The sequence below is a fragment of the Pandoraea pnomenusa genome (assembly GCF_040391475.1).
GTDB classification, from domain to species: Bacteria; Pseudomonadota; Gammaproteobacteria; order Burkholderiales; family Burkholderiaceae; genus Pandoraea; species Pandoraea pnomenusa_C.
On the sequence record NZ_JBEBXS010000001.1, the window covers coordinates 513,494 to 540,336 of the forward strand.

General features: G+C 61.9%; 37 protein-coding genes. 19 read left to right on the forward strand and 18 right to left on the reverse strand.

Features of this window, described 5'->3' with window-relative positions; genetic code table 11:
• Window positions 1-6 precede the first annotated feature (6 nt).
• The 16 genes from ABWO90_RS02170 to ABWO90_RS02240 all read right to left on the reverse strand — a co-directional run bounded on the left by ABWO90_RS02170 (window position 7) and on the right by ABWO90_RS02240 (window position 10,666).
• Window positions 7-1,134, reverse strand: a complete 1,128-nt coding sequence (locus ABWO90_RS02170) for a peptidase (RefSeq protein WP_353189541.1) — start codon at window positions 1,132-1,134, stop codon at window positions 7-9.
• Between the two features lie 191 nt (window positions 1,135-1,325).
• Window positions 1,326-1,844, reverse strand: a complete 519-nt coding sequence (locus ABWO90_RS02175) for a phage virion morphogenesis protein (RefSeq protein WP_353189542.1) — start codon at window positions 1,842-1,844, stop codon at window positions 1,326-1,328.
• On the reverse strand, window positions 1,841-2,692 hold the full coding sequence (locus ABWO90_RS02180; protein WP_353189543.1) for a phage head morphogenesis protein: 852 nt from the start codon (window positions 2,690-2,692) through the stop codon (window positions 1,841-1,843). Before ABWO90_RS02180 ends, ABWO90_RS02175 begins: the two co-directional genes overlap by 4 nt.
• The gene (locus tag ABWO90_RS02185; RefSeq protein ID WP_353189544.1) at window positions 2,685-4,136 is read right to left on the reverse strand and encodes a DUF935 domain-containing protein; all 1,452 of its coding nucleotides are present in this window, start codon (window positions 4,134-4,136) and stop codon (window positions 2,685-2,687) included. Before ABWO90_RS02185 ends, ABWO90_RS02180 begins: the two co-directional genes overlap by 8 nt.
• Before the next feature lie 14 nt (window positions 4,137-4,150).
• Window positions 4,151-5,611, reverse strand: a complete 1,461-nt coding sequence (locus ABWO90_RS02190) for a hypothetical protein (RefSeq protein ID WP_353189545.1) — start codon at window positions 5,609-5,611, stop codon at window positions 4,151-4,153.
• A 56-nt stretch (window positions 5,612-5,667) separates the two neighbouring features.
• Window positions 5,668-6,216 carry a DUF3486 family protein gene (locus ABWO90_RS02195; protein ID WP_353189546.1) on the reverse strand — a complete coding sequence of 183 codons (549 nt, stop codon included), beginning with the start codon at window positions 6,214-6,216 and terminating at the stop codon, window positions 5,668-5,670.
• A complete protein-coding gene (locus ABWO90_RS02200) occupies window positions 6,213-6,524 on the reverse strand; it encodes a hypothetical protein (RefSeq protein ID WP_150690290.1) in 312 nt (103 codons plus the stop codon). The genes ABWO90_RS02195 and ABWO90_RS02200 overlap by 4 nt, the downstream gene beginning before the upstream one ends.
• Window positions 6,517-6,861, reverse strand: a complete 345-nt coding sequence (locus ABWO90_RS02205; RefSeq protein WP_353189547.1) for a hypothetical protein — start codon at window positions 6,859-6,861, stop codon at window positions 6,517-6,519. Before ABWO90_RS02205 ends, ABWO90_RS02200 begins: the two co-directional genes overlap by 8 nt.
• 28 nt (window positions 6,862-6,889) lie before the next feature.
• The gene (locus tag ABWO90_RS25025; RefSeq protein ID WP_502922525.1) at window positions 6,890-7,069 is read right to left on the reverse strand and encodes a hypothetical protein; all 180 of its coding nucleotides are present in this window, start codon (window positions 7,067-7,069) and stop codon (window positions 6,890-6,892) included.
• On the reverse strand, window positions 6,996-7,403 hold the full coding sequence (locus tag ABWO90_RS02210; RefSeq protein ID WP_353189548.1) for a hypothetical protein: 408 nt from the start codon (window positions 7,401-7,403) through the stop codon (window positions 6,996-6,998). The genes ABWO90_RS25025 and ABWO90_RS02210 overlap by 74 nt, the downstream gene beginning before the upstream one ends.
• On the reverse strand, window positions 7,400-8,125 hold the full coding sequence (locus ABWO90_RS02215; protein ID WP_353189549.1) for a transglycosylase SLT domain-containing protein: 726 nt from the start codon (window positions 8,123-8,125) through the stop codon (window positions 7,400-7,402). The genes ABWO90_RS02210 and ABWO90_RS02215 overlap by 4 nt, the downstream gene beginning before the upstream one ends.
• 1 nt (window position 8,126) lies before the next feature.
• On the reverse strand, window positions 8,127-8,474 hold the full coding sequence (locus ABWO90_RS02220) for a putative holin (protein ID WP_353189550.1): 348 nt from the start codon (window positions 8,472-8,474) through the stop codon (window positions 8,127-8,129).
• Window positions 8,475-8,556: 82 nt separating this feature from the next.
• Entirely contained in the window at window positions 8,557-9,036 is a 480-nt protein-coding gene (locus ABWO90_RS02225) for a hypothetical protein (RefSeq protein WP_353189551.1), read from the reverse strand.
• Window positions 9,037-9,086: 50 nt separating this feature from the next.
• Window positions 9,087-9,476, reverse strand: a complete 390-nt coding sequence (locus ABWO90_RS02230) for a hypothetical protein (protein ID WP_353189552.1) — start codon at window positions 9,474-9,476, stop codon at window positions 9,087-9,089.
• A gap of 73 nt (window positions 9,477-9,549) precedes the next feature.
• Window positions 9,550-10,242, reverse strand: coding sequence for a hypothetical protein (locus ABWO90_RS02235; RefSeq protein ID WP_353189553.1), 693 nt, complete (start codon window positions 10,240-10,242; stop codon window positions 9,550-9,552).
• A gap of 7 nt (window positions 10,243-10,249) precedes the next feature.
• A complete protein-coding gene (locus ABWO90_RS02240) occupies window positions 10,250-10,666 on the reverse strand; it encodes a hypothetical protein (protein WP_353189554.1) in 417 nt (138 codons plus the stop codon).
• Window positions 10,667-10,805: 139 nt separating this feature from the next.
• Between ABWO90_RS02240 and ABWO90_RS02245 the strand changes: the two genes are divergently transcribed.
• A complete protein-coding gene (locus ABWO90_RS02245) occupies window positions 10,806-11,045 on the forward strand; it encodes a DNA-binding protein (protein ID WP_353189555.1) in 240 nt (79 codons plus the stop codon).
• Window positions 11,046-11,078: 33 nt separating this feature from the next.
• Here ABWO90_RS02245 and ABWO90_RS02250 read toward each other — a convergent pair whose 3' ends face one another.
• Window positions 11,079-11,324, reverse strand: coding sequence for a hypothetical protein (locus tag ABWO90_RS02250; RefSeq protein WP_353189556.1), 246 nt, complete (start codon window positions 11,322-11,324; stop codon window positions 11,079-11,081).
• A gap of 110 nt (window positions 11,325-11,434) precedes the next feature.
• Between ABWO90_RS02250 and ABWO90_RS02255 the strand changes: the two genes are divergently transcribed.
• The 18 genes from ABWO90_RS02255 (at window position 11,435) to ABWO90_RS02340 (ending at window position 24,766) form a co-directional block, all read left to right on the forward strand.
• Entirely contained in the window at window positions 11,435-11,911 is a 477-nt protein-coding gene (locus ABWO90_RS02255) for a hypothetical protein (protein ID WP_353189557.1), read from the forward strand.
• A 2-nt stretch (window positions 11,912-11,913) separates the two neighbouring features.
• Complete coding sequence (locus tag ABWO90_RS02260) at window positions 11,914-12,222, forward strand: helix-turn-helix domain-containing protein (RefSeq protein WP_353189558.1); 309 nt, start codon at window positions 11,914-11,916, stop codon at window positions 12,220-12,222.
• A 10-nt stretch (window positions 12,223-12,232) separates the two neighbouring features.
• Window positions 12,233-13,168: a hypothetical protein gene (locus ABWO90_RS02265; RefSeq protein ID WP_353189559.1), complete on the forward strand. Its 936-nt coding sequence runs from the start codon at window positions 12,233-12,235 to the stop codon at window positions 13,166-13,168.
• A gap of 3 nt (window positions 13,169-13,171) precedes the next feature.
• Window positions 13,172-14,971 carry an integrase gene (locus ABWO90_RS02270; protein WP_353189560.1) on the forward strand — a complete coding sequence of 600 codons (1,800 nt, stop codon included), beginning with the start codon at window positions 13,172-13,174 and terminating at the stop codon, window positions 14,969-14,971.
• Window positions 14,968-16,257, forward strand: a complete 1,290-nt coding sequence (locus ABWO90_RS02275) for an ExeA family protein (RefSeq protein WP_353189561.1) — start codon at window positions 14,968-14,970, stop codon at window positions 16,255-16,257. Before ABWO90_RS02270 ends, ABWO90_RS02275 begins: the two co-directional genes overlap by 4 nt.
• Window position 16,258: 1 nt before the next feature.
• Entirely contained in the window at window positions 16,259-16,585 is a 327-nt protein-coding gene (locus tag ABWO90_RS02280; protein WP_353189562.1) for a hypothetical protein, read from the forward strand.
• Window positions 16,582-16,866, forward strand: coding sequence for a hypothetical protein (locus ABWO90_RS02285; protein WP_353189563.1), 285 nt, complete (start codon window positions 16,582-16,584; stop codon window positions 16,864-16,866). The genes ABWO90_RS02280 and ABWO90_RS02285 overlap by 4 nt, the downstream gene beginning before the upstream one ends.
• The gene (locus ABWO90_RS02290) at window positions 16,866-17,348 is read left to right on the forward strand and encodes an HI_1489 N-terminal domain-containing protein (RefSeq protein ID WP_353189564.1); all 483 of its coding nucleotides are present in this window, start codon (window positions 16,866-16,868) and stop codon (window positions 17,346-17,348) included. The genes ABWO90_RS02285 and ABWO90_RS02290 overlap by 1 nt, the downstream gene beginning before the upstream one ends.
• Window positions 17,341-17,808 carry a hypothetical protein gene (locus ABWO90_RS02295; RefSeq protein ID WP_353189565.1) on the forward strand — a complete coding sequence of 156 codons (468 nt, stop codon included), beginning with the start codon at window positions 17,341-17,343 and terminating at the stop codon, window positions 17,806-17,808. Before ABWO90_RS02290 ends, ABWO90_RS02295 begins: the two co-directional genes overlap by 8 nt.
• Window positions 17,809-18,423 carry a DUF3164 family protein gene (locus ABWO90_RS02300; RefSeq protein ID WP_353189566.1) on the forward strand — a complete coding sequence of 205 codons (615 nt, stop codon included), beginning with the start codon at window positions 17,809-17,811 and terminating at the stop codon, window positions 18,421-18,423. It begins immediately after the preceding gene.
• Window position 18,424: 1 nt separating this feature from the next.
• Complete coding sequence (locus ABWO90_RS02305; protein ID WP_353189567.1) at window positions 18,425-18,634, forward strand: hypothetical protein; 210 nt, start codon at window positions 18,425-18,427, stop codon at window positions 18,632-18,634.
• The gene (locus tag ABWO90_RS02310) at window positions 18,631-18,906 is read left to right on the forward strand and encodes an HU family DNA-binding protein (RefSeq protein WP_353189568.1); all 276 of its coding nucleotides are present in this window, start codon (window positions 18,631-18,633) and stop codon (window positions 18,904-18,906) included. The genes ABWO90_RS02305 and ABWO90_RS02310 overlap by 4 nt, the downstream gene beginning before the upstream one ends.
• 59 nt (window positions 18,907-18,965) lie before the next feature.
• Window positions 18,966-19,667 carry a DUF2786 domain-containing protein gene (locus ABWO90_RS02315; protein ID WP_353189569.1) on the forward strand — a complete coding sequence of 234 codons (702 nt, stop codon included), beginning with the start codon at window positions 18,966-18,968 and terminating at the stop codon, window positions 19,665-19,667.
• A gap of 5 nt (window positions 19,668-19,672) precedes the next feature.
• Complete coding sequence (locus ABWO90_RS02320) at window positions 19,673-20,251, forward strand: gp16 family protein (RefSeq protein WP_353189570.1); 579 nt, start codon at window positions 19,673-19,675, stop codon at window positions 20,249-20,251.
• A 2-nt stretch (window positions 20,252-20,253) separates the two neighbouring features.
• A complete protein-coding gene (locus ABWO90_RS02325) occupies window positions 20,254-20,637 on the forward strand; it encodes a Mor transcription activator family protein (RefSeq protein ID WP_353189571.1) in 384 nt (127 codons plus the stop codon).
• Window positions 20,638-20,966: 329 nt separating this feature from the next.
• Complete coding sequence (locus ABWO90_RS02330) at window positions 20,967-23,474, forward strand: penicillin-binding protein 1A (RefSeq protein WP_502922526.1); 2,508 nt, start codon at window positions 20,967-20,969, stop codon at window positions 23,472-23,474.
• A gap of 159 nt (window positions 23,475-23,633) precedes the next feature.
• Window positions 23,634-24,446: an AzlC family ABC transporter permease gene (locus tag ABWO90_RS02335; protein WP_353189572.1), complete on the forward strand. Its 813-nt coding sequence runs from the start codon at window positions 23,634-23,636 to the stop codon at window positions 24,444-24,446.
• Window positions 24,443-24,766 (forward strand): AzlD domain-containing protein, encoded by a 324-nt coding sequence (locus ABWO90_RS02340; RefSeq protein ID WP_353189573.1) that lies wholly within the window; start codon window positions 24,443-24,445, stop codon window positions 24,764-24,766. The genes ABWO90_RS02335 and ABWO90_RS02340 overlap by 4 nt, the downstream gene beginning before the upstream one ends.
• Before the next feature lie 84 nt (window positions 24,767-24,850).
• Here the strand turns inward: ABWO90_RS02340 and gshA are convergent, their stop codons facing one another.
• On the reverse strand, window positions 24,851-26,539 hold the full coding sequence (gshA, locus tag ABWO90_RS02345; protein ID WP_353189574.1) for a glutamate--cysteine ligase: 1,689 nt from the start codon (window positions 26,537-26,539) through the stop codon (window positions 24,851-24,853).
• Window positions 26,540-26,843: the final 304 nt, after the last annotated feature.

Here is a 26,843-nt window from a genome sequence, read left to right on the forward strand (position 1 = left end):
TCCTTCTTACTTGGTGATGAGCTGGCGCGCAGCCTGCTCGTAGGGGATTCCCTTCTCGGCCGCCAACTCGGTGGCGCGCACGTGCAGGGTGAGGCGCTCGGGATCGATCGACTTTTCGGCGAACTCGGCCACATCCGCGCGGCCGCCGGCACCGGATTTGTCCTTGGTGGCGGATTCACCGAACTCGACGACTTTGGGCAAATCGCCCAGGAACGACTTGAAGGCAGTTGCCAGCGGCTGCTTGGCATCGCCTTCGCCGAACTCGAGTGCCGTCTCGCACTCAGCAAAGTCGAGGAACGCCACGACGGCGTCTTTATGTTTCGGGGCGAGCGTGCCGCCTGCGACGAGCTGCTCGGCGTAGGCCACGTGGTCGTCGTGGCGCTTCGCGGCCAAGTTGGCTTTCTCGCGAGCGGAGGCTGCCTCCAGTTGTTGCTTGAGCTGGGCGTTTTCGGCCTCCAGTCGGGCCTTTTCCTCGGGCGTCACAGCATGCTTCTCCTCTTGAGGTAGATGGGGCGGGGAAATCGTGGACTCGGCAAACGCCGGATCGTGGACCGGGCTGTCCTGGCGCGCGGACTCCCGCATCGCCTCGATCTGCCAGTCGGGCGCCACCTGGTCGGCAGCTTCCTGGCCGAACTTGGCCAGAAGCCATTCGCGCATCCGGCGCCACAGTGAGGCGTTGGTGTCCATGCCCCAGTCACCGAACTCGACGACGCCGGTCTCGGCATCGGCGAACTCAGCCTGCTTGAGCCCCTTTACGGCCGGCGGCTGGGCGCCGAGAAATGCGACATGGCGCAGGTAATAGACGCCGGGCACAGGGTTGTTCGGGGCGTCGGGAACGTAGAAGCTGGCGCTAATCTTCTTGTAGCGGCCGGCGCCGACAAGCTCGGCAAATGCGGCATCGACCTGGTGGGGCTCAGCCATCAGCCCTTCAGCGCCGGCCGATACAGATCGCACCCAGCCATAGGCCGGGGCGTCATGCTTCGGGTGTCCAATGACGATTGGCGCCTCGTGTTTGGCGGGGTCGTATGCACGAGCGCTCGCCTCGAGGTCGGACTCGGAAAAATCCAGCGTCACACCACTCATCGTGGTCTGGCGGCCGGACTTGAAGATGTGGAGGTGTCGGGTAGCAGTCATGCCGCCATGTTCGGCGGCAACGCGATGGCGGTCTTTTAATCGCCTTTACAATTCCAGGGCTCTGGGCGAGCAGCGAGGGAAAGATCGGCCGGCGTTGTGCGCACCAAGCCTTTATAAAACCTTCAGACGGGGCGCTCGCGACGCTTGGCTATCGTTGCGTGCCCCTGTTATCCGAAAAGCCGTCTTGGCGGCTAAATGCCAGCCGCCGCTTTCAGGTGCCGGAGGATGGTTCCAAGAACCGCGTCAGTGGCTTCAGGCTGCAGCGTGCCGTCGCTTGTCACAGGCAAAAATGGTCGAGCCGGAATATCGGAGCCTGGGTGGTTGACGGACGCCAGGACCCGGCCGCCGAATGCCAGCGCCTTCTTGGCACGCGGACGGATTACATGCGGTGATGTCTTGCCGCCGAGTTGGTGGATCCGCGCGTACACGACATTGCTGCCAATCACGACGGTATTGGCATTGTGGTCGGTGGTAACGGATGCCGCCATCCGGCCGCTCTTCTGAAGGGTAACGCCGGCCTCTGATTTCGCCCGCGCGCTCGGTATCCAGCGCGGGCGCCCCTCGGCCTCAAAATTCTCTTCGACGACGCTCTCAAGCGTCGCGGCGATCTTCCGCATCGCCGGCGTCATGTCGGATGCAGCCGATGCCAGGTGCTTAAGTCCGGCCTGGAGCCGGGAGTCGTCGATGTCGATTCGAACAAACTCGCTCATACAGCCCCCGCCAGTTCCTTCTCGGCCAAGGTCGCCAGTTCTCCCACATAGCGCTTGATGTCCGGGACCCATGCGGCTGCGCCGGGGTTATAGCTCCAACCCACATCTGGCGAAATGACGATCTTGCGCTTGCCGGTCGGATCGTCCGGGTGCGCCGTGGTATAGGTGGTGACCTCGCGCGTTTCGCCGGTCTTCTCGGATAGCAAGCGCATCGCCGCGCCCAACTTGCCTTCGGACGAATCGACAATGATTCCGCGAACCTCGATATCGTCGGCCGACAGCGCAACGACGCGGCAGCGGCATCCCCATCCGTTGGGCGGATAGAACGACGACCAGAATGGATCGTCATAGCGGAATACCTTGCCGTTCAGCGCCCGATGGCTTGGCCGCGTTCGACTGTCCAGGATTGCCACGTACTTCCAGTAGGGCCTGTCGTCGACGTTTTCGAGCTGGCGCTGAAAGCGCCCAGCCATGTAGGCCGTTTGCACGTTCGCACGAAAAATCGTCTGCAAGCGCCAAGGGCTGCCCAACTGCACCTGGCTGACCTCACCCGTTTCCGCGTCCACGTGCTCCTTGCGGCCCCACCAGCCTTTGGCCTGAAGCACCGGGGTGAGCTCCTGTGCGAACCACACTGCAGTCTTGCCTTCGGTCAGCACTTTCTGTAAGGCGTCGCGGATGTCCTGCAGGATATCCAGGCGAGTCACTTTCGCCACGGTGAATGCCTGCGCTTGGGCTTCCTGCCACAACTCCTGCCAGTCCCAAGTAATCGCGTAGCCCTTGCGCTGAAAGTACGCAACGGCGTCCTGGGGCGGCAAGCTCATGGCATGCGCGAGATTGATGTCAGGCATGCAGGATTCCCCACAGCTTGGCGGTAAAGATGACGCGCGCCAGGCGTTGTTGCAGGCCGGCCGCGTCCATCGTCGGATAGAGCTCGGCGAGCATGCCGAGCAACTCATCGGGTTGCGCGCCTTTCGCAACCCGCTTTAAGAGCGGTGCCAGCATCCGTTGGGCGTCGGCGTTCATGGCATCGGCGGAGAGCGAATCGAGTGCCTGGTCGATAGCGTCCTGGTCGGGCGCATCATCGGATTCGGCGAACTCTGCCGATCGCGTTTCGAGCGAGGACGGTTCGGCAAGGTCTCCATCTTGGAGATCGTAGGCGCGCTTGAAGTAAGCCGACGTGAGCTTCGCACCGGCTCGGACCAGCTTCTCGTCGCGCTCGGCCAACATCTGGTCGACCTCTTCCTGCTCCCATAACGAAAACACCGGGCGCGCGCCGTCGTCGAAGTTCAACTCGCATACCCATCGGATCAGGGTGTTCACGGCTTCTTCGACAATAGCCTTGTCGCCGTCGCGAATGTCGCGCGTGACCTCCAGCCCGGCCTGGGCCGAAGCGCGGTTCGCGCTCGCTTCGGTGGTTTGGTTCTGCCCCAGCAGCGCAATCGATACCTCGGAACGACAGAAGTGCAGGAGCCGTTCATAGACGTCGGCGTTATTGGCGCCATTGGCCGCTTCCTTGATTTCGACGCTGGAGTCATCGGGAATCACTGCCACAGCGTCCTGCACCATGTCCTCAAGGCGGTCGAGCAGCTGGTTGGTCTCGCCGTCGGATGCGCTGCGCGGATGCTTGCCGATCACCCAGGGAGCGCCGTACTTCTCCGTGAACTGCACCCAGAACTTCAACCCGCCCTTTTTGAAAGTAGTGGGCCAGAAGCACATGGACAGATCCGCAAAGCCGTAGGGATTGTCGTAGCTCGCGTCCTGGCGCGGTACGAGAAATTTGCGCTGGGGCAGCTCTTCGCCCTTGATTGGGCTTTGCTTGGTGCGCAGGCGCAACTGGTTTTCCTCGTCGTACACAAACCAATCTGCTGGCTTGCCGACTACGTCAATGGGCACCAGATAGCTTCCGACCTTACCCCACATCACCTCCATCGGCTGGTACCCATAGAGGACCGCGTCCAACATCTCTGTCACGATGCGAGACAGGTCGAGATCGGCGAAGATTGCTTCAATCGACTTGGCCACACGGCTTTTCGCCTTCTCTCGGTCAAGCCCCCACTCGAGAGCCTTCACGGCGGCCTTACGTCGGCGAATGCATCCACCAACGTGCGCGTCAGCGCGCAGTTCCCGATAGACCTTCAAGTCCTTTCCAAGAGCCTTGAGAACCGGATCCGGGTTCGGCAAATACATGCCGAGCGCGTAGAAATCGATACTGCGTCCGCGCGTTGCGATCTGGTCCGAAAGCGAGGTGCTCGGCTCGGCGAACTGTACAAACTCGGTGGGGCTGACCCACATGCCTTTGGCTCTCATCAATACCCCTGTGTGATTCTGGTGCCGGCGCGGCGGCGGCGCGATTTCACCGCGACCGGACCGTTGTTGATCTCGCGGCTGGCGAAGTAGGCGAGCGCCACCGCCACGGCGGCGTCGCCGTGGCGCTTGCCTTTGTCCTCGCCCGTCGTGCGAGTGTCCGGGATTCGCGGCACACCCTTGATGACCTGCACGGCCCGCAGGTCGGCCAGCACGTCCGCGTCGCGCGGAAGACCGTCCAGCGTGCCATCTTCCAGAGCTGCCTTGACCGGCGGCATATGCTCGCGGTACCAGCCCTCTGACAGCATCACCTGCTGGATCCGGCTCGCGCCGTAGCGTTGCATGGCAACTTCGGCCAGGTACTGCCCGTTGCCGCGAGCGTCGAAGGCACCGCCAGTGAAACGGGGCAATCGGTCGAGCAAATAGAATGCGACCTGCTCCTGCTGGCGAAACGGCACATTGCGCAGTTCCACGATGAATGGCACACGACGCACCAGGTTCTGCGTTTGAATCAAAGGCACGTGAACAGTCAGGTCACCGGTCCGCCCGAAATCTTCACCGTCGAACGAAATGGCATCGGACGGCAATGGCGCGAGCAGCGGCGCCATCTTCGCTTCCAGCCAGTCTCGGCACTCTGCCGCGCGAATGTGATCGGACAGCACCTCGAAACCCGAGGCACACTCCCAACGCAACACCGGCGTATCTGCGGACATACGCGATTCGATCAACGCGCGAGACAGCCAGGCGCCACCCGAGTTGGCAGGCACACAGTCCAGTTCCTCCTGGGCACCGTCGCCATAGAACGCATAGACGTCGGCCATCCACGCCGCCTCGTCCGATGCTGTCCATTCCTTGCCCAGGCGTAAGCAGACGCGTCGGTACAGTCCATCCGACACCGCATCCTTGAAGGTGATACGGTGCACAGCACCCTTACGTTTTCCGGATCGGATGTCCTCGACGAGCTCATTGAAGGGGTTGTCGGTGCCGTTGTGGGTGGAGATGACGCGCACCCGACCGCCCCAGATCAGCATGGCCAGCGCTGCCTTAAGCAACTCGCCGAGCTGGTCGTGAAAGGCGGCTTCGTCGATCACGATCGTGCCCTGGCGGCCGCGCAGGTTGGATGGCCGGCTGGTGAGTGCCACGATACGGAAGCCGGACGCAGGGAAGCGGATCGTGAACGTCTTGATGTTCTTGTCAGCGTCGTCGTCTTCCCAGAAACCCTCTTCGATCTCGGACGCTGCGTGATGGAACGCCCGCGCCCACATCGCGCATGCCTGGATGTACTCGATGGTCATGTCCTGGTTGTACGCGATGTAATACACATTCTGGCCGCCGGCCGATCGATTGGCCGCCGCCGTCAGGACGTTGTCGGCCGCTTCGCCCCAGGTGAGGCCCGTGCGGCGGCTCTTCTCGATGACTTTCAGAGGCGATTTGTCCGCGACCCAGCGTTGCTGATAGGCCATCAGCACAGGCGGCGCGTCGGCGCTCGCTGTATTGGGAAGTCGGGCAGGAATGGAGCTCATCCGGCGATCCCCAAAATTTCGCGTCGCAGCGCGTCAACTGATTCCGCAGACAGGCCGCCTTTCTTTGCAATCTTCTCGACGTTCGCGGCGGCGGCCTCGGCACGCGCCTGGATCTCGAGCCGGAACTTCTTCTGGTTCACCGAAGCACGCGCGAGCGTGGCGATGTTCTTCGCCGCGCTGGACAAAAGGCCGATCCGCTCGGCCGGATCCATGTCTTCCTCACCGGCTTCCTGCAGGTTGACGATGCTCTCGAACAGCTCCGTTTGCACCAGCGCGATGACGGCCTCGGAACGAGCGTCCTGATCGTCGGCCGCGCCCTCGGTGAGAAAGCGGGCAGCTTCCGTGCTGGCTTTGATCGCAGCGAAGCGCCGTTCGATCTTCTGGCCGTGTCGATGAATCGCCGACTTGCTGATCTGATACCCCTTCGTGCGCAGGATCTCTTCCAGCGCCTGATAGCCGCTGAAGTTGCTCTCCGCAAGGGCGCGCTCCAGCCAACGCCGCACGTCTTCCGGCAGGCCGTCGATGCTCGAGCGGCGCACCATCATTCGCTCCAGTACTTTTCTGGCCGTGCGATGCCAGGCGCACAGTCGATCGTGTACTCAGCGATGTCGACGCCGTAGCGAGTCAGGTCGGCAAACCATGCGCCCGAAGGCGACTTATTCAGATCGACGAGGCGACGATCGGCCAGATAGTCGAGCTCGCGGCGGACTTCGAGTGCCGTTGTGTCGGGGTAGATGGCGCGCATGACTTCGAGCAGGAACTGCTCGTTGCTGGTGTGCGGACGCGCCTTATCCAGCGTGCTGATCAGGTTCCAGCGCATCGATTCGCGCCGGACTTTGGTGTGGTCAACCATGGTTTGCTCCCTTCATTTGAACCACCTCGAGCTTGTTGTAGAGCGCGTCCAGCTTGGCCTCGATCACCGTTTGCCCACGGACGTAGTCTTCGCGTCGAACGTACTGCAGCGGAAGATCAGCCTGGAAACGCATGAAGTCGCGCTCGAGACGCGAAACGGTTTCGGCCTCTTTGCTGAGTTGGGAGAGCAGCGTTTTGATCTGTTCTTCCTGTTTCAGGTCGCGCTCGGCCTGCCGGCGCTCGATCTGCGAGAGCAGCATCTTGCCCGCGCCAAACATGAAGCCCAGGAACGCCCCGAGCAGCGAAAGCATCTGCCAAAACTCCACCTGTACGGTCATTCGCAGGTTCCCCCGTATTGTTGAAAAATCATCGGCGCTTCGTGACCCAGTCGACCAGGTCGATCAATCGGCCCGCGCAGGCGCCGTAAAGGTCGTACGTCGCCTTCAGAGCGAGTGCCACGTCATCAGCAGAATCACTTGCCGGAGCCGGCGGCGGCGGGCATGCCGTCGAGTACTCCGCGGGAAGCGGCGGTGGCGGCACGATCACGGGCGGTGTGGATGAGGCGCATGCTGTCAGCATCAAAGCGGCAATCAGCACGACTACCGGCAGTCTTGGCGAGCACATCACGTAGCTCCTTGGTGGATTTCTGGTCTTGGGCATTACGCAGTGCGAGTGCATTGCGCATGTCGCGACTGGCGGCCTGGCTGTCCTCGACCAGGTGTTGCCCCGCATCAATGAGGCTGGATAGGCTCTGGATGGTCTTCTCGGCCGTCTGCGCGCGCTGAGCGTTCGACTCGACGTGCCGGCCGAAGAGAAAACCGCTCACCGCCGCGAGGCACATCAAGCACAGCGCGATCAGCGCTACTCGTTCGCGTGTCATGTGCAGCTCCCGGGGCCCCAGCCCGCCCGGACGTACACAGGTTCAAGCAGTCGCAGAATCCGACGCGGGTAGGCACGGTTTTCGCGCCAGTTGGCTTCGGACCGGCCGGCGTTGACGCTCTCGAGGGCGCCAAACCATTGCCCCGCATCCTTGCCAGCGCGTCGGGCGGCAGCTTCGTCACGGATGACCCATCCGAGACCGCCGTTATAGGCGGACAGCGCTTTGGCCATCCGCTCGCAGGGGGCAGCGGCGCGCACGCGCTGCCACAGGTGGAAGTCATATGTCACGAGTGCGCGCAGACTCCAGCCAGGATTGAATGGCTGTCGGTCAGCGAGTGCGGGATAGGCCTGTGCGATCCACGTCGCCGTCGATGGCATGAATTGCGCCATGCCTTGGGCACCGACGTGCGACACGGCGTCGGGGCGCCAGCCGCTCTCCTGGTGCAGCTGCGCCGCGAACGTGGCAACAGGTGCGTCGATGCCCCAGATCGCGCGCGCCGCGCGTGTCAGATCGGCGCGATATTGCTTGGCCGTTGCAGGAACCTGAGCGGCAGCGGGATGGCTGAAGAAGCCACCCCAGTACAGAAGGCCGGCGAACGCTCCCCACCGGAGTACGGCGACCCAGAATTTGACGCGAGCTGACAAGGTTTCACGTTGTTTGGCTGCGCCAACCCCAAGTGAGAACAGCGCCACGGCAATCCAGACGATCTGCGGCGTGCCCATGTCAGAGCCCCAGGGCGACGCCGATGACCACACCCACGACGATGGCCGCGCGACGCAGCATAGCGGCCGCAAATACGACCTGGTATCCGTCTACAACAGGATAGTCGGCCTGGTACCACGGTTCGTCGGTACCGTGACGCCAGTCCAACTGCAGATAAGCATCGGGCCGAGCGTACGGAAAAAGTCCGCGATCGAGCCAGTACGCAACCACGGCCGCCAGACTGATGAGACTCAGCTTGTACAGGGCAACCGGCAATTGCTGGGGCGAGACGAGTGCGATCGCGATGATGAGCAGCACCGCAGCGGCCAACCAGCCGAGCATGCGGGGAAACCGATTTGTGAAAGGCATGTGCCCCTCCTGAAATGAATATGCCGCCATGATCGGCGGCATTCCAGGAGAGGTCTTTTAATCAGGTTTAGAGAGAGCTTTACTAGGCGGCCAACTCCGTCTTGCAGTTCTTCAAATCTTCTTTGTATTGCCGCTTGGCGGGAACCACGTCTTTTTCAGGCAGGCCATTGAAGGCGAAATCATGCTGGGCATGCGCATAGCCGTTCGCAGAGACAATCAGATTCTGACATGCCGCGTACTTTTCGGCTTCAGAATTGCCGGTGAACGGTGCTGGCCAGCGCTGGGCAAGGGCCCGAAACTCAGGACCGTTGAAAACGCGGAGGAGAGCGTCCTTGTTCATGACTGCATCGTCGGCCATCGCCTTCTGGTGCTTGTTGAGGTATGCCAACGTATCAGATGCCAACTGCTTGGCTTCGGCCGCGCTGAGCTTCGGTTGCGGAATCTCAACTTTTGCCGCAGGCTGCGGCCTCGATTTCTCAGGCGTTTCCGCTTCCCCACATCCTGCCAAGAACGTCAACACGACTACCGGCAACAACGCGCCTCTGTTCAATCGGTTTACCATCCGTTTCTCCTTGTAAGGCCTGTGCGTGGCACAAGCTGCGTAAGCAACCCTTACATCCTGTCTTGCAGGATGGTGTCGATGATTTCGATACGTTCGCGGTAATACGCAACCATCTTGCCCTTGCGTTGCCGAATGGCTGTTAGCCACGCCGTCGGGATCAGCGTCGCGCCGACAAGCCAGGCGAACATAACTGGCGTCGAAATCTTGAACCACGTCCCGGTCAGCAGCAGCCACACCGAGCCCATCGTCCCGGCGATAAACCAAAAGAACGGAACATTGAGGAAAATGGCCCGCCGCATTTGCCATAGCTTGGCATTGCACCGTTTGAATTCACGCTTCAACGCGGGTGTCTCGCACTCCCACAACATTTCCGACGCTTCGTTGATTATGTCTCTTCCTGCTACCTGCCCCACCTGGCTATAGAACTCCTGTCTGCTCATTGCGCGCATTCCCTTATCTCGTAACCCGGTACGCAGGCGTTTCCGCAATCTTCCGTCTCTGATCCAGGTCCCGTCACTTCTTGTGCGACACTTCGATCTGTCGCCACCTGGGCGCGGCACCATTCTTGCCCGCGACACATTCCAGATCAGCCGCCTTGGGGTCGGGATGATCGATGGCGCTACCAATCGCATAGGCTTGTCCTGCATACAAGCAGGATTGGTCGCGTTCAGACCAGATTTTGTAGCCCAGCGCAGAATTGCACGCTAGCGCCAACACTAAGAGCCCCAGAACGATCATCACCTTGCGCTGCAATGCCGCAACGGAGGCACGAGCGGCCCTCAGTTGTGCAGCCAGCTCACTGAATTGAGCCTCACGACCATGTGCGAATTCAGTGTCAACTGCAACTGATTCAGAGCCAGGAACTGATCCCGGCTCGCCGGTAACGCGCTTCACCCAAGCTGTCAGGTATTGCTCGATATCGAGATAGGCTTCACGACGAATCTCTTTGACCCGCTTGGCTCCGGCTCGAGCCAAAACAACACGGTAGATTTTGAGTCGATGGCTTTCCGTTGCGTCCGCTATCTGGTCAACCAACTCGGCGATCATGGCTTTCTGGTGTTCAGTAACGAACTCGACGACCGCGTCTTTCTGACCAAATTGCAGGTTGACCACGTTGCTGTTGGTGATCGGCGCTGCGTGGTTAACCACGTCTCGGCCGGCAACATCGCCGACCGCGCCTTGAAACTCCTGCTTTCCCCCGTCCATTGTTGATTTACCTCTTTTTCTTTATATCTCTGCCGACCATGTTCTTGATGTCCCGTCCCACCACGGGGCCAGTCGGCGCCTGATGGAATATCTGCATCGAACCTTCGATTCGCTTCGGCTGACCTTCGCTGCCGCCTAGCAGCACACGTAAGGCCGCATCTCGCAAATCTGGCGGGCAGCTACGAAATCGAGCCAGCAGCAGCTGCTCTTCCGGCGTTAGCACTACCGTCGAGAGTTCATTTCTCTTACCGGTCAGCACATAAGCGGCATCAACCCCCACCGTGATAGCGAGCGCAGCGAGAAGTTCGGCCGAAAGGCGCTTTCGCCCTCCCAAGACATCGCGAAGACCTTGCGAGTCAGGGTCGCCCGCAGCCTTTGCGGCGGCTGCAGGTTTTAATCCAAGCCGCTCCAGCTCTTCCTTCAAACGAATGTGTATCAATTCCACGATATATGTTTGACATTGTGGATTATTTCCACAATAATTCACTCACACCGTCCAACCACGAACGGCAACTTAAGCGGCACTGTGCAAAGTGCCGGCCGCCCCTCGCAAGGAGCCTGCCATGAAACTACGTACTGCTGATGAAGCCCGCGCTGAGCTTCAGTCGAAAGGCATCTCGATCACCCAATGGGCCATCGCCAACCGCTTTTCCCCGAATCTGGTCTTCGAGGTGCTCGGCGGTCGTAAAAAGTGCGTTCGAGGTCAAGCCCACGAAATCGCCATCAAACTCGGCCTCAAGGCCGGTGAAATTTGCAGCGATCCCGCGAAAGCCCTGGCGCCCGTGCATCGTCGCGCCGCGTGAGGATCGCCATGTACGACCGCTTCGGCTTTCCGGTCAACGCTCTGCTGATAGGCGAGCCGCGCGAGCCTCATCCAGCTGCTCACACAGCCATGCCAGCGTCGGCCGCGCTTCCTCGTTCACCGCGTGATTCTTCGGCCAACGTCGCTCAAGCAGAGACGCCTGAAGACCGGCTGCATCAAAGCCGCCCTGAACCTCCAGAGCCGCGACGAGAGTGAGCCAGGCATGAGCAAGCGCGTTGACCTGACCTTCCAGTTGTTTAATGCGCCGACTTTCGTCCATGAGTGCATTCCCATTCAGATTATCCGCTGTCAATCCTACATCCTGCAAATGGCTTTCGACAGTTGCAAAAACCGCCTTTGTTTGGACATGGTGCTTTTGAGGGGACTCCAATGAGCCGCCGCAATTGGAAACACATCCAGCCGACGTCGCTACGCCAGGCGCTGGAATTGTGCAAGGACCACGCAAAGGAGCGCCATAACCTCTCCGTGGAGCGCATCGCCGAACGCATGGGGCTTGCTGATCACTGGACGCTCTACAAGTGGTTTCAGAACGGCCGCATGCCGTTGAACCTTGTCCGGCCGTTCGAGAGCGCGTGCGGCATCGACTTCGTTACACGGTGGCAGACGGCTAGCGCTGGAAAGTTGCTCATCGATATGCCGTCGGGGCGGAATTGCGACGCCGCCGACATCCAAACGCTCCAGGAGACCCTCAACACCGCGGTCGGACACCTCTTGCAGTTTTACAGCGGCAAGTCCGAAGCGGCAGACACTCTGGTCGTCATTCAGAAAGCGATGGAGGGTCTCGCCTGGCACCGCGGGAACGTCGAGAAGCACGCGCAGCCCGAGCTGGATCTGTGTGGAGAGTGACGATGAAAGACACACCGAAAACCGCACAGTCCGCCGGCAAGGTGCTCGAGGTTCTGAACGTTCTGTTGGGCCACTTCGCTCACGGCCTCACGCCCACGGAACTGTCGAAGGCAACCGGCCTGGAGCCCAGCGCGATCACGCGATACGTGGCGACGCTCGAGGAAAAAGGCTTCGCCGAGCGCATCCCTGAGACCGGACGCATCCGTCCGTCGTCGCGACTTGCTCAACACGCGGTAAGCATCCTCCGCTCGCTTGATTCAGCGCGGCAGCGGATCGATGAGATTACCAACCGCCTGACCACTCAACTCTAAGGAGACCTCAATGGCCCGAAAGCCGCTACAGACCGAAAACACCGCAGTGGTGGTGACCGATGCTGATACGCCGGCACTGCCTGCGATGCGTGAAGCTGCGAACCAGTTGGCGGTCATGCACGAGGAACGCCAAGCCACAGTGCGCGCCGTCGCAGCCCAACTGGGCTATCTGTTGCCCGCTGACTGCACCGACCCGGACCTGATCCAGCGCGATATCGCGGCAAACATGCGTCGCAGCGTTGAAGCTTGTCTCGAAGTCGGGCGCGGTCTTCGGGTGCTTAAGGAGGCATGCGAACACGGGAATTTCATCGCTCGCCTCGACTCCTTGGGAGTCGAGGTACGTGTTGCGCAACGATTCATGCAAGCGGCCGTGAAATTCACAAATGCGTCGACGTCGACGCATTTGATCAAGGCAATTGGCACCAGCAGCAAGTTGATCGAAATGTTGGTCCTGGAGGATGAGCAGATTGAGGAGCTGGAACTTACTGGCCAGACCGGCGAGTTGAAGCTCGACGATATCGCCACCATGAGCGTCAAGGAACTGCGTGCGGCCCTGCGGGAAACCCGCGAGAACGCTGAAGCACAGTCCCGCCTGCTTGCCGATAAGAACGCGAAGATCGACGAACTGGCCGCCAAGATCACTACTAAGAAGCCCCGCGTCCAGACGCCCCCGCCGGACGTGGAAGGGCAGGAAATTCGCAAAGAAGCCAGCCAGTTCGCCTTCGAAGCCGAGTCGGTAGTCCGTGGCAAGCTGCGCGCCGCCTTCCAATCACTCGCCGAACATGCCGAGAAGCACGGTATGACTCATGAAGACTTCATGGCCGGCCTGCTGTGCCAGGTCGAAGTGTCAGTCAAGCAGTTGCGCGGTGAGTTTGGCGTCAAGGAAGCCCCGGACGGCGAAGAACTTCCCGACTGGATGCGCAGCGGCGAAACGACCGAGGCATAACTCATGAACGCCATCCTGACCGAACGATTAGTGGCCGTGGCTCACGCTGCTCGCAAGGCCGGGCATGGCGGCAAAGGGGCGATCTACGACGCCGCGTGCCGCGAGCTGCGGATGTCGCGCGCCACGCTGCTCAAGAAGCTCAAGGAGGTTTCCGTCATGTCACAGCGCAAGCGCCGCTCGGACGCGGGACAAAGTGCGTTGACGCGCGACGAAGCCATGATGATCTCTGCCGTGCTGATGGAGTCAACGCGAAAGAATGGCAAGCGGCTCTACTCGGTCGCCGATGCCGTCGAAACGCTTCGTGCGAATCAAATGATTCGTGCCGAGTTTCTCGACGAGTCGACCGGCGAGCTGCGCCCTCTGTCCGAAAGCACCATCCATCGAGCGCTGCGTATGTATGGTGTTCACCCCGATCAGTTGCTCGCACCCGCACCAGTTACTGAGCTGGCGAGCTTGCATCCGAATCACGTCTGGCAGATCGACGCGAGCCTTTGCGTTCTGTACTACCTCAAGCCCTCGGCTGACGCGCGCGCCAATGGTCTGCGCGTCATGGACCACGCGGAGTTCTATAAGAACAAGCCCAAGAACATCGCCCGCATTGCGGCTGACCGGGTGTGGAGCTACGAGATTACGGACCACACCAGCGACTGGCTCTACACGGAGTATGTGATGGGTGCCGAATCGGGGGAAAACCTCTGTTCGGTCCTGATCAACGCCATGCAGGAGCGCGAAGGGGCTGATTTGCTCCACGGCGTGCCGCGCATCTTGATGCTGGACGCAGGTTCTGCCAACACGGCATCCATGACGCGCAATCTGTGCCGCTCGCTTGGCATCGAAATGGTCGTCCACAAGGTCGGAAACGCGCGGGCCACCGGCCAGGTGGAGAACGCGCGGAACATCATCGAGCGCAAGTTCGAACCGGGTCTGAAGTTTCAGCCGGTGAACAGCCTGGACGAGTTGAACGCCTTGGCCAGAAAGTGGCGCATGCACTTCAACGCGACGGCTGTGCATCGACGCCACGGGCAGACCCGCAGCCAGGCATGGATGGCGATCCGCGCCGATCAACTGATCAAGGCGCCCTCGGTAGATGTGTGCCGCGAGCTTGCCGTGGCCACGCCGGAGAGCCGCAAGGTGACGCCGAAGCTGCGCGTGCCGTTCCAGGGACGCGAGTACGACGTCTCGACGGTGCCGAACGTGATGGTCGGCGAGAAGGTAATGGTCACCCGCAATCCCTGGCGCGACGACGCCGCACAGGTGGTGCTCGTCGGCGAGGACGGTCATGAAGTCTTCCACGTGGTCCACGAGGTCAGGAAGACCGAGTTCGGATTCAGCGCGGAGTCGGCTGTCATCGGCGAGAGCTACAAGCGCCACGCCGCGACGCCGGCGCAGGGCGCGCTCAAGCGCATTGAGCAGTTGGTCACCGGCACAGACAGCCAGGAAGCTGCCGAGGCAGCTCGAAAGGCAAAAGCACTGCCGTTCGGTGGCCGGCTCGACCCGTACAAGCACATCGACGACGCCACACTGCCGACCTACCTGCCGCGCCGAGGCACCGCTCATGACCTGGTCGCTCCGACGATCGAGTTGCCGCCGCTTTCGCACGTTGATGCCGCTAAGCAGATCAAGTCGAGGGTCGAGGCCGCAGGTGGGAAGTGGACCGCTGAACGCTTCCAATGGCTGCAACAGCGCTATCCGGCAGGCGTCCCCCAAGACCAGCTCGACACGATCGTTGCCGAGCTTTCCGGCCCCCGCGCGGGTCATCAGAAACCGCTGCAGCTGCTGCGTGCGGCGGCTGGAGGTGAATGATGCTGAAGCTGAAGAACGTGCTGGCCCAGGCCAGTTGCAAACAGGCCGATTTGGCAAAAGCACTGAATGTCTCGCAAGCCACAGTCGCGCAAATCGTGAATCACGGCGAATGGCCCAAGAGCCTCGACGAGCTCGATCTCAAGGAGCGCATTCTCGACTTTCTCGAAGGGAAAGGCGTTGCGCCGAACGTCCTTGAAAGTGCCTTTGAAGAGGTTGACGCGAACGACGTGCGCGAACGCGTTCACGCCTTTCTGGCCGACATCGGCGTCGATCCGTCTGATCTGCCCAAGGTTCTAAAAGCAAAGGTGGACGAGCCGCGCGCCAACGCGGCCCGCCCGGCCACCAAGTCGAAATCCGCTATCGAGTCCAACCCGGAGGAATCTATGTTACTGCGCAAACAAACACTTTATCCAGCGGCGCGCAAGCACTTCAGTCTGTTTCGCGACCCATTCCAGGACGATATCCAGTCGGCAGAGGACATGTACGTCAGTCCTGACATTCGCTACGTGCGTGAGGCAATGTTCCAGACGGCCAAGCACGGCGGGCTGCTCGCCGTCGTAGCAGAGAGCGGTGCCGGCAAGACCACGCTGATGCGTGACCTCGAAGACCGCATCGTTCGCGAGAATCAGCCCATTCTGCTGATCAAGCCGTATGTGCTCGCGATGGAAGACAACGACCAGAAGGGGAAAACCCTCAAGTCGACCCATATCGCGGAGGCACTGATGGCAGCCGTCGCGCCGTTGGAGAAGCCGAAGTCGAGCCCGGAAGCACGCTTCGCACAACTGCACAAGGCGCTGCGCGAAAGTCACACCGCAGGGTATCGGCATTGCCTGATCATCGATGAAGCGCATGCGCTGCCGATTCCTACGATCAAGCACCTGAAGCGCTTCTTCGAATTGGAGATGGGCTTTAAGAAATTGCTCTCGATCATCCTGATCGGCCAACCTGAACTGAAGGCCAAGCTCTCGGAGCGAAACCAGGACGTGCGCGAAGTGGTACAGCGATGCGAAATGATCGAGCTTGCGCCACTCGAAGGCGCTCGACTGGAGGAGTACCTCAAGTTCAAGTTCGATCGCCTGGGTAAGCAAGTCGGGGAAATCATTGACCCGAGCGGCGTCGACGCGCTGCGCGCCAAGCTCACGATCACGAGCACGCGTCGGGATCGCCCGGAAACGGTGTCTCTGCTGTACCCGCTCGCCATCGGAAACCTGTTGACGGCCTGCATGAACCTCGCAGCTGAGATCGGTTCGCCCACGGTGACCGCTGATGTCGTAAAGGGGGTGTGAGATGGGCGTCACGCTGACTGTAGTCTCGCCCCTGGCACCGCAAGTCCAGGAGAGCGTCTGCCGAGTATTCAACGTCGGGCTGACCGATCGGTTAGGAGCCGCGAACTGTGCGGCGCGTGCCCTACGTGAAATGGGCTACCGAGTGGTCGGGCAAATTCTCTACCCCGAGCGAGGCAACCATCCCGAGCTTCGCATTGTCCGCGACCGGCAAACGTCGATCGGCCCGCTGCTGGACCGCTCAGGCGAACGCCTGTGGCGCAACGAAGGTGGGGTAAAGCGCGGCTATGCCGTGTTCCTAGGCGTGACCGTCACCTGGGAGGACGCATGAGCGAATCGACCATCACGATGTGCCCTCCGTTGGCAAATCCGGACGTCATTGAGAGCGTCCCCGAGCTTCGGGCCGAACTACATCGGACGAATGGCAGCGTGCTGCAATTGGCTGATGAGCTCCACGAACTTCGGCATGTTCTGCATGGCGTCTCCCAAAGCCTCGCTCGCGTCGTCTTCCTGCACATGCGCGGACACCACGAAGCCGTGGCGAAGGAGCTCGATGCGATTGTCACCAATCACGTCAAGGTGATGCACAAGCCGCAGGGAGGGATGCATTGATGCGAACTCGCTGCCCGAGCTGTGGCACGACGCTTTCGCTCGATGCCCTGGTCGCACACGAAGCCGCGCGCGAAGCGCTTGCGTCCGCATTCAAGCTGTCGGGCCAGATCGGTTCGGCGCTGGTGCGGTATGTGGCCCTGTTCCGACCGGAATCGCGGGAGCTGACGATGGACCGCGTTGCGCGCCTGATTGGTGATCTGCTGCCGGACCTGCAAGCGCAGCGCATCACTCGCAACGGTCAGGCATACGACGCACCGCTGGAAGCGTGGGTGTGGGCGGTAGAACAGGCACTCGCCGCTCGTGATGCAGGTCGACTTACTCTGCCGCTGAAAAGCCACGGCTGGCTCTACGAGGTCATCAGTAACTGGCGGCCGCAGGCCGGCGCAGTGGTCACGGTCGGTGAACCTCGTGCCACACCTTCGAAGGGACAATCCAAGACGCTGTCGGCGATCGCTGCCCTGGAGGAGCGTGCTCGTGGTTGAGAAGTGGCTCGAGCGGGAAGTGTCACGCGGCTTGCAAGGGCTGGTTGCCCTTCGACTGCCTGGCGCTCCCGCCGAGGACAGCGTGACTCTCACGCTGGATATCTGGCTCGCCGCGATTGAGGATCTGGCGTCGTCTTGGAGTGAGGAAGCCGACGAGCAGCGGGTACGTCGAGCGTTCCGCACGCTGTACCGCCTCTGTGATCGCTGGCCTCCGCCGAAGTTGTTCCTGGACAACCTCGGCAACCGGGATCCGCCGCGCGCGCTTCCGGCGCCGGACCTGACCAAGGAGCAGCGCCTGCGGAATAGCGAGCGGATCCGAGAAGCCGTGGCGCTGCTGGCACGAAGTAAGTCGGCGGAGCAAACCGAGCAGCAACGTCAACAAAACATCGCCAAGGTTCGCGTATTTCACGAACGTCTGGCCAGCAGTAACTCAACGCAATCAGAGAGCAAGGAGCACTAGATGAGCGAAACGATTCCGGCCGGGTACTGGCGTGACGGGGAAGGACGGCTGATCCCCGAGAACATGGTCAAGCCGATCGACAAGGCACGAGACGCACTGGTCCGCGAGCTGGTGGAGCGTGCCAAGTCAGCATCAACAATCTTGGCCGATTTCAAGGCGAAAGCGTTCGGTGACATCGGCGCGTTTGTCGAGATGTCGGGCGAGCAATACGGCGTGAAACTCGGTGGTGTGAAAGGAAATGTCACGCTGCTGTCGTTCGATGGCCGTTTCAAGATCGTCCGACAGATCCAGGAGCATTTGGTGTTCGACGAACGCCTGCAGGCGGCAAAGCAGTTGATTGACGAGTGCATTCAGACCTGGACCGAAGGCAGCCGTGACGAGATCAAGGCGCTCATCAATGACGCTTTCCAAGTGAACAAGGAAGGCAAGATCAACACGGGCCGCGTGCTCGGGCTGAAGCGTTTGAATATCAACGACGAGAAATGGCAGCGCGCGATGCAGGCGATCGCCGACAGCGTGCAAGTGGCCGGAAGCAAGCCTTATGTGCGCATCTACGAACGTATCGGCGACACCGACCAGTATCAGCCGATCAGCCTCGACGTCGCGGCGGTGTGACATGAGCAAAGCCATCGGAACCGTAACTGTGAAACGCAGCCGCAACGGCACCACGATCCGAGCGACAGGCACCGCCGCCAACGCGCTCTTCGAGGCGATGGTGCAACAAGTCGCGGGTGCGACAACCTCCCTCGGGGCGGCGGAGCGCGAGCCGTCGTCGTCGAAAGCATTTACCACCAACCAGCAGTCAAAGCGAAAGGAAAAGCAATGAACAAGCAAGAACTCATCAAGCATCTGGCAGCCAACGCCGAAGTCACCAACAAGCAGGCTGAAGCGGTGCTTAACGCGCTTAGCGCTGCCGTACTTAACGCTGTCTGGGCTGGAAAGCAACTGGTGATCACCGACTTGGGCAAGTTCAGCGTTGTGGAGCGTGCGGCGAAGGTCGGTCGCAATCCGAAGACCGGCGAATCGATTCAGATTGCAGCGAAGCGGGCGCCGAAGTTCACGCCGGCCAAGGCGCTGAAGGATGCCGCAGCCGGGTAAAGCCGTTGCCTCAAGCTGCTCGCTCGCGGGCAGCTTCGGGAAGCGGTTTGACGGAGACCATGATGACCAGCGATCACAGCAAGATTCTGGACAAAATCAAGAAGTGCCTGGCGCTCTCAGCCAGCTGCAACGAGCATGAAGCCGAAGCGGCCCTTCGACAGGCCCGCAAGCTGATGGAGGCGCACGGCTTGACGGAAACACACCTCCAGGCTGCCGAGGCCGAGGAGCGGCGGGCCAAATCCGGCGCGAAAACTCACCCATCACGGTGGGAGACGCTGCTGGCGCAGCACGTCGGCGACGCCTTCAACTGCGCCGTGATCTTCTCGTCGAGTGGATGGGTAGCGTCTGGTGAGTGGTGTTTCATCGGTTGCGGCGCAGCGCCGGAAGTCGCTGGCTATGCGTTCTCGGTGCTGTGCCGACAAGCCAAACGGGCACGTGCGCAGCACATCCAGCAGCGGCTCGGACGCTGCAAAAGCGCCACGAAGACTCGCCGGGCCGACCTTTTCAGCGAAGGCTGGGTGCGTGCCGTGGCCGGGACCATCGCAGCCTTTTCCTGCAGCGACAGAGAGAGCGAGGCAATCGAAGCGTATATGACGGTTCACTACCCATCCGTCAAGGAACTGAAGACCCGCGACCGTAATGACGGCCGGGCGCTGCGCGATCACGAGTACGGCGATTACGCCGCCGGCCGCGCATCAGGGCACGACGCCAAGCTGCACCGGGGCATCGGTGCGACGGCTCAACCGTTGGCCCTGGAGTAAGTTCGATGAGCCAGTCTGCCGATCGCCAGCGCCTCATCCGCCTGATTCACGTCGCCAAGCGCGACCTGTCGATGGACGATGACACCTATCGTCAGATTCTGCGACGCTTTGGAAAGCGCGCGTCCAGCGCGGAGTTGAGCGTTCCAGACCTGGAGCGTGTGTTGGAGCACATGAAGCGCTGCGGCTTTAAGGTGCGTCCCAAAGCGAAGCCGTCTCGTGCGCTGGCGCAAGATCGGCAGAGCAAGAAGATCCGAGCACTTTGGCTGTTCCTGCACCATCTACAGGCGGTAAAGAATCCGTCCGAGGAAGCCTTGGCCGCTTACGTTAAGCGAATTACAGGCGTGGATGCCCTGCAGTGGATCGATGGCGCGCAGGCCGAGCGCTTGATCGAGACCATGAAACGCTGGGCGATGCGGTTCCTGCCGCAAGCTGTAAGGAACATGGTGCCGCTGGTTGGCGAAATTACCGATGTGGAGCGTGCGCAGTTGGATATGGCGCTCAGCCATGCGTTCACGGCGGGCACATTCGACCCGATGCATGCCGCATGGGATCGTTTGAACGACATTTTGACTCGAGGGAGATAGACATGGCCGAGGGTGCTTTCCACGACAGCCGCCTGAAAGGCGATTTCAAGAGCAAGGGGCCGGAGCTACTGGTTGACCTGGCCGAACAGTGCGTTCTTGTGCTGCAGGAGAGCGCGGGGCTGGATGCCGATAAGGCGAGCCAAGTCGGAAGGGAGATTGCGGATCGTATGGCCGCGCATTGGGGCGGGCAGAACATCTACTTCCCGATGGGGCTGTCGTATAAGCTGTCACAGCGTGATCGCCAAATCTACGACGATTTCAATGGCGCGAACCACAGTGAGCTGGCCCGCAAGTATGGCGTCTCCCTCCAGTGGATTTACAAGATCGTCAAAACGGTCCGCCAGGAGGAGATGGCCCGGCGCCAAGGAGACATGTTCGCTGAGTAAGAAACGGGCCAATTGCGGCCCGTTCGCATTTTCACCCGCTGCAAGTCATTTTTTGTGGGGCCGTCCGGGTTCTTCCCATATCATCCCGGTTAGTCCCATTTATCTTTCGTCCCCCGGTCAAATATCTCAACGTCTCTCACCACGGAAGCCCGTCGTTGAGCCATTGAGCAGTGGCACCCCGGCCATCCCCCCCCATTTTTTTGGGGGGTGACACGTCGGGCGTGGCATACTGCTCCGATTTCGCCGCGCGGCGGGGATCCACGCAGCGCTAGGCCGGCTGGCCTGTTCCCATCCTGCTTTTTTCGTTGGGTATGTCCTTGAAGCATTGTTTGCCGCCTCGTACACCGTCTGATCCGGCGCATCAGCAGCGTCCCCAAAGCGTCCGGAGTCCTGTCAGCAACGCCCCCGCCACTTCGCCACACGCGGCTTCGTCGTCGGCGCATTGTCGTCAACGCGGTTTTGGCACCCTCGGCGTCATCGTCGCCACACTGGCCGGTCTGGCCATCGTTGGTGCGCTGATCGTCGGCTACGCGCTGATTGTCATGCGCCCGAACCTGCCGCCGCTCGATGTCATTACCGATTACCGTCCGAAGGTGCCGTTGCGCGTCTACACGTCGGACAACGTGCTGATCGGCGAATTCGGCGAAGAGCGACGCAGCCTGGTCACCATCGACCAGATTCCCGATGTGATGAAAAAGGCCGTGCTGGCGATCGAGGACTACCGTTTCTACGATCACGGCGGCGTGGACTTCATCGGCATTCTGCGTGCCGGTGTCTCCGACGTACTGCACGGCGGCGCGGCGCAAGGCGCCAGCACGATCACCATGCAGGTCGCGCGCAACTTCTTCCTCTCGCGGGAAAAGACGGCCACGCGCAAGATCTACGAAATGCTGCTCGCTTACAAGATCGAGTCCGCGCTGCCCAAGGACAAGATCCTCGAGCTGTACATGAACCAGATCTATCTGGGACAGCGCGCCTACGGTTTCGCAAGCGCCGCGCGCATCTACTTCGGCAAGGACCTCAAGGACATCACGCTCGGCGAAGCCGCCATGCTCGCAGGCCTGCCGAAAGCGCCGTCGGCGTATAACCCGATCGTCAATCCGAAGCGCGCCAAGATCCGTCAGGAATACATTCTCAAGCGCATGCTGGATCTGGGCTACATCACGCGCAATCAGTACGAAGACGCGTTGCACGAGCCGGTTCGCACGCGCACGTCCGGCAACGAGTACAACGTTCACGCCGAATACGTGGCGGAAATGGTGCGCCAGGCCGTGTACGACGAATACAAGGACGACGCCTACACGCGCGGCCTGACCGTCATCACGACACTCGACTCGAAGAAGCAGCAAGCCGCGTACGAAGCCGTGCGCATGGGCGTGCTCGACTACGAGCGCCGCCACGCGTATCGCGGCCCCGAGGGGTTCGTCGAGTTGCCCGCCGCCATGCCCGATCGCCAGCAACTGATCGAAGACACGTTGCTGGAGCATCCGGACAACGGCGATCTGGTCGCTGCCGTGGTCGTGGCCGCCAGTTCGTCGCAAATCACGGCCGTCCCCCTCTCGGGCGACGCCGTGGTCGTCAATGGCGACGGCATCGGTTTCGCCGCGTCGGCGCTCTCGGCAAAGGCCAGCGAGAAGCTGCGCATTCGTCCGGGTTCGATCATTCGCGTGATGAAGGACGTACGCGGGAAGTGGCGCGTCGCGCAATTGCCGGAAGTGCAAGGCGCGCTCGTCTCGCTCTCACCGGATGACGGCGCCATTCGCGCCCTGGTCGGCGGCTTCGACTTCAATCAGAGCAAGTTCAATCGCGCAACGCAGGCCTGGCGTCAGCCGGGATCGACGTTCAAGCCCGTGGTGTATTCCGCCGCCATCGAGAAGGGCGTGAGTCCCGCCACGATGGTGATGGACGGCCCGCTGAACCTGCCGCCCGCGCAAACCGGGGGCCAGGCGTGGGATCCGCATGACGACGACGCCTTCAGCGGACCGATGACCGTGCGCGAAGGTCTGCAACGTTCGAAGAACCTCGTGGCGATTCGCCTGCTCCAGTTCGCGGGCACGCAATTCACACAGGATTACGCCACGCGCTTCGGGTTCGACGCGGACAAGGTGCCGCCGTATCTGCCGATGGCGCTCGGCGCCGGGCAGACCACGCCGTTGCAGCTCGCGGGGGCTTATGCGGTGTTCGCCAATGGCGGCTTCCGCGTGGCGCCGTACCTGATCAGCGAAATTCGCGACGCACGCGGCAATGTGCTCAACAAGGCCACGCCGGTGATCGCCAACGTGAATGCCGCACGGGCGATTTCCGCGCCGAACGCGTTCATCATGAACAGCCTGCTGCAGTCCGTGGCACAACGCGGCACGGGCTCGGGCACCAACGTGCTCAAGCGTACCGATCTGGCGGGCAAGACCGGCACTACCAACGACGCACTCGACGGCTGGTTCGCCGGCTACCAGCATTCGCTCGTCGCCGTGGCGTGGCTGGGCTTTGACCAGCCCAAGACGCTCGGCAGCCGTGAATTCGGTGCACAACTGGCCCTGCCGGTGTGGACGAAGTACATGGGCGTGGCGCTTAACGGCGTGCCGCAGCAGCAGATGGCCATGCCGCCGGGCGTGAGCGTCGTGAACGGCGAGCTGTACGAGACGGACAAGCTGCCGGGCAACGGTTTCGTGGCGAGCATTGGCATCGAGGACAACAGCGGCGGCTTCTCGCTGCCGTTCTTCGGGAACAACTCGCCGTCGCCTGCCGCCCCGCCCCCCGCGGCCGGACAAGCGCCGTCGCCGGGCGGTGCCGACGCCAGCGAGAAGGCGCGCATTCTCGAGATGTTCAAGCACCCCTGACGCAGCACCGCCTCGTCTCAGACGGCCACCCGAACGGTGGCCGTTTTTGCATTGACGCCCATCCACCGGCCGTCGAGCGCAAGAACGTACAAGCGTCGACGCCCTCGCCGGCGCTATGCTGAAGCCTCCACCGAACCCCCTTTTCAGGAACGTTTCACCATGTCGGTTCCGTCTCGTGCCGCAAGCTTTGCCGCAGGTGCCCGCGACACGCTGCCCATGATCGTCGGCGCAGCGCCGTTCGGGCTGATCTTCGGCGCCCTGGTCGCCACGACACCCCTCGCCACGTGGCACGGCCAACTCATGTCGCTCACGGTCTTCGCGGGGTCCAGCCAGTTCATTGCCGCGGGGCTCTTTGCCACGGGTGTGGGCTACGCCGTGCTGTGGGCCACGACGTTCATCGTCAATCTGCGTCACATGCTGTACGCGGCGAATCTTCTGCCGCACGTGAAGCACCTGAACTTGCGGTGGCGAGCCCTGATGGGCTTCCTGCTGACGGACGAGACCTTCGCCGTCACGAGCAGCCATTTTCACCGCCACCCCGACGACCCGATGGGCCACTGGTATTTCCTCGGCTCCGGCCTGTCGATGTACCTCAACTGGCAACTCTGGACGCTCGCCGGCCTGCTGTTCGGCGCCGCGTTCCCGCGGTTGCAGACGCTTGGCCTCGACTTCGCGATGGTCGCCACCTTCATTGCCATCATCGTGCCGCAGATGGCCCGCCTGCCGTGGGCCGTCGCAACGGTCGTGGCGGGGGCGAGCGCCTATCTTTGCCAGGGTCTGCCGTACAAGCTGGGCCTGCTCGTGGCCGTGGCGCTCGGTATCGCCGCAGGCATGATCGCCCTGCACGCGAGGCGTCGCGACGGCGAGCGTGCGACGGCTGACGCCGCACAGCGCGACGATGCCAGCGGGGGCGCGTCCGACGAGCCCAATGGCATGCGTTCCCAGGAAACCCCGGCCGGAGGTGTGCAATGAACTTCGTGCTGGCGATTCTCGGCATGGCGGTCGTGACGTTCTCGGTCAAGGCGGGCATCTTCGTACTGGGCGACCGCGTGCGATTCCCGGAATGGCTGCGCGAAGCGTTGTCCTTCGTCCCGGTCACGGTGCTCACGGCGATCATCGTGCCGATGACACTGGCGCCGCACGGCAACGGAATGGAGTTGACGTGGCGCAATCCGCAACTCGTTGCCGCCCTCGTGGCGATCGGCGTGTGTGCGGCAACACGTCATCAGTTGCTGACCATCGGCGCAGGGCTGGCAGTCTTCTTCGCGTGGCAGCTCGGCGTGCTGGCCTGACGCGACCCACCGACATCGGTACACATCACTCGCCCATGAAAAAAGCGCCCCGAAGGGCGCTTTTTTGCGATGACACGACGTGCGTCAGACGGTCACTGTGCCGAGCGTTCCCGCGCGATACGCCGCGACGAAGGCGTCGAAGTCACCGACTTGGGTGCGTTCGAGTTCGGCCTGCGATTCGAGCGACTTGCTGGCCAGCGTCTCGAAGTGCGCCACGACACTCGCGTCGAGCGGCATGTCGCGCAGCGTTTGCGCGTGGCGCTTGCTCTGCGCCAGTGCGAACGCCTGAAACGCCCCGCCCTGCGTACCGCGCAACGGTTCGAGCGCAGCCATGACACGGGCGGACGGCGTGCGCGACACGTCTTGCACCTTGGCGCGTTGCAACGCCATCGAGTGCGCGTAATGCGCACCGCCGCGCTGAGCGTCGAAGGCGGCGGCCGTGCGGTCGATACGGTCGAGCAACGCCTCGGCCCAGTCGAACAGCGTGATCGCCTCGCCGCCCTGATGCAGCACCAGACCGGGTTTGCGGCCCTCCTTCACGACGTGCGCGAAGTTGTCGCGATTCTCGAGGTTCTCGGCGTTCGAGCACGACGGGCTGTCTTCCAGCGCGCAGAACAGCAGGAAGGCGTCGATGAATCGAGCCGTATCGACATCGATCCCCACCGGCAGGAACGGATCGATATCGATGCAGCGCACTTCCACGTACTGCACGCCGCGACGCGCCAGCGCCTGCACCGGACGCTCGCCGCTGTACGTCACACGCTTGGGGCGAATCGTGGCGTAGAACTCGTTCTCGATCTGCAGCAGGTTGGTCGAGAGTTGAATCCATTCGCCGTCGCGCTTGGTGCCGAGCGCCTCGTAGGCCGGATGCGGCTGGCTAACGGCCTGCGTGAGTGCATCGATGTAGCTGGGCAGGCAGTCGTAGCACGGCGAGACTTCCGATTGCGCGCTGTTCTGGTAGCCGAGATCGCTCATGCGCAGGCTGGTGGCGAACGGCAGGCCGAGCGTGCCCTCGTCGAACGATTCGAGTCCGTGTTCGCGGCCACGCAGAAATTCGGCGTGCAGCACCGGCGACGCGCCGAACAGGTACATCAGCAGCCAGCTATAGCGGCGGAAATTGCGAATGAGCGCGACGTAACGCGCCGACTGATAGTCGCGTGCCGATTCCTTCGCCCCCTCGCTCTCACGCAGCAGCTCCCACACCGGCTCCGCCAGCGAGAAGTTGTAGTGAATGCCGGCGATGCACTGCATCGGCTTACCGTAGCGCAACGCGAGGCCGCGGCGGTACACGTGCTTGAGCATGCCGATATTCGACGTGCCGTAGTCGGCGATCGGAATGACATCTTCGGGCGGCAGCGCGGGGGGCATCGAATCGCTCCACAGCAGTTCCGCGCCGAGCTTGCGGTAGGCGAACTGGTGGATCTCGTCGAGACGCGCGATCACTTCGGCGGCGTCGTGCTGCGGCGGCGTGATGAATTCGAGGAGCGCTTCGGAGTAATCGGTGGTGATCTCTTCGTTGGTCAGTGCCGAACCGAGCGCACGCGGATGCGGCGTGAGCGCGAGATCGCCATTGCCTTCCACGCGCAACGTTTCACGTTCGATACCGGAAAGCCCGTCGCCGAGCAGCGCGCGATGAGCAGGTTGCATGATGAGCGCCAGACGCCGGTCAAGCTGCCCGGAGGCGGCCTCCTGTCCGGTGTTTGCGATGTGTTCGTGTTGACGATTCTGTTTTTCCAACTTCCATCCCTCTGGGCAGGCGCAATGCTTTGGCATGGCTGTCGCCGCCGACACGCCCTCATGACGAAGGCCATGATCGGGGCGGGGACGACGACATACGGGGGTCTACGGGGTGCCGACGGCGGCGGCACGGCCGCCGGAGCCGCGATCACTGAACGGACTCCGGGGGACGCGCGCGATGCGCGGCACGGCGCGAATTTGGCCTGAGCATAACTGAAAACGCCAAAGCGCGTCGGACGCCGCCTCGGCCCGCCTGCGCAGGCGCAGGCCGGTGCCTCGGGTGGGGACTTCGGTATCAGCCTCAGCGTCTGCCTGAGTCCCCCTGCGCGAATGCCGCATT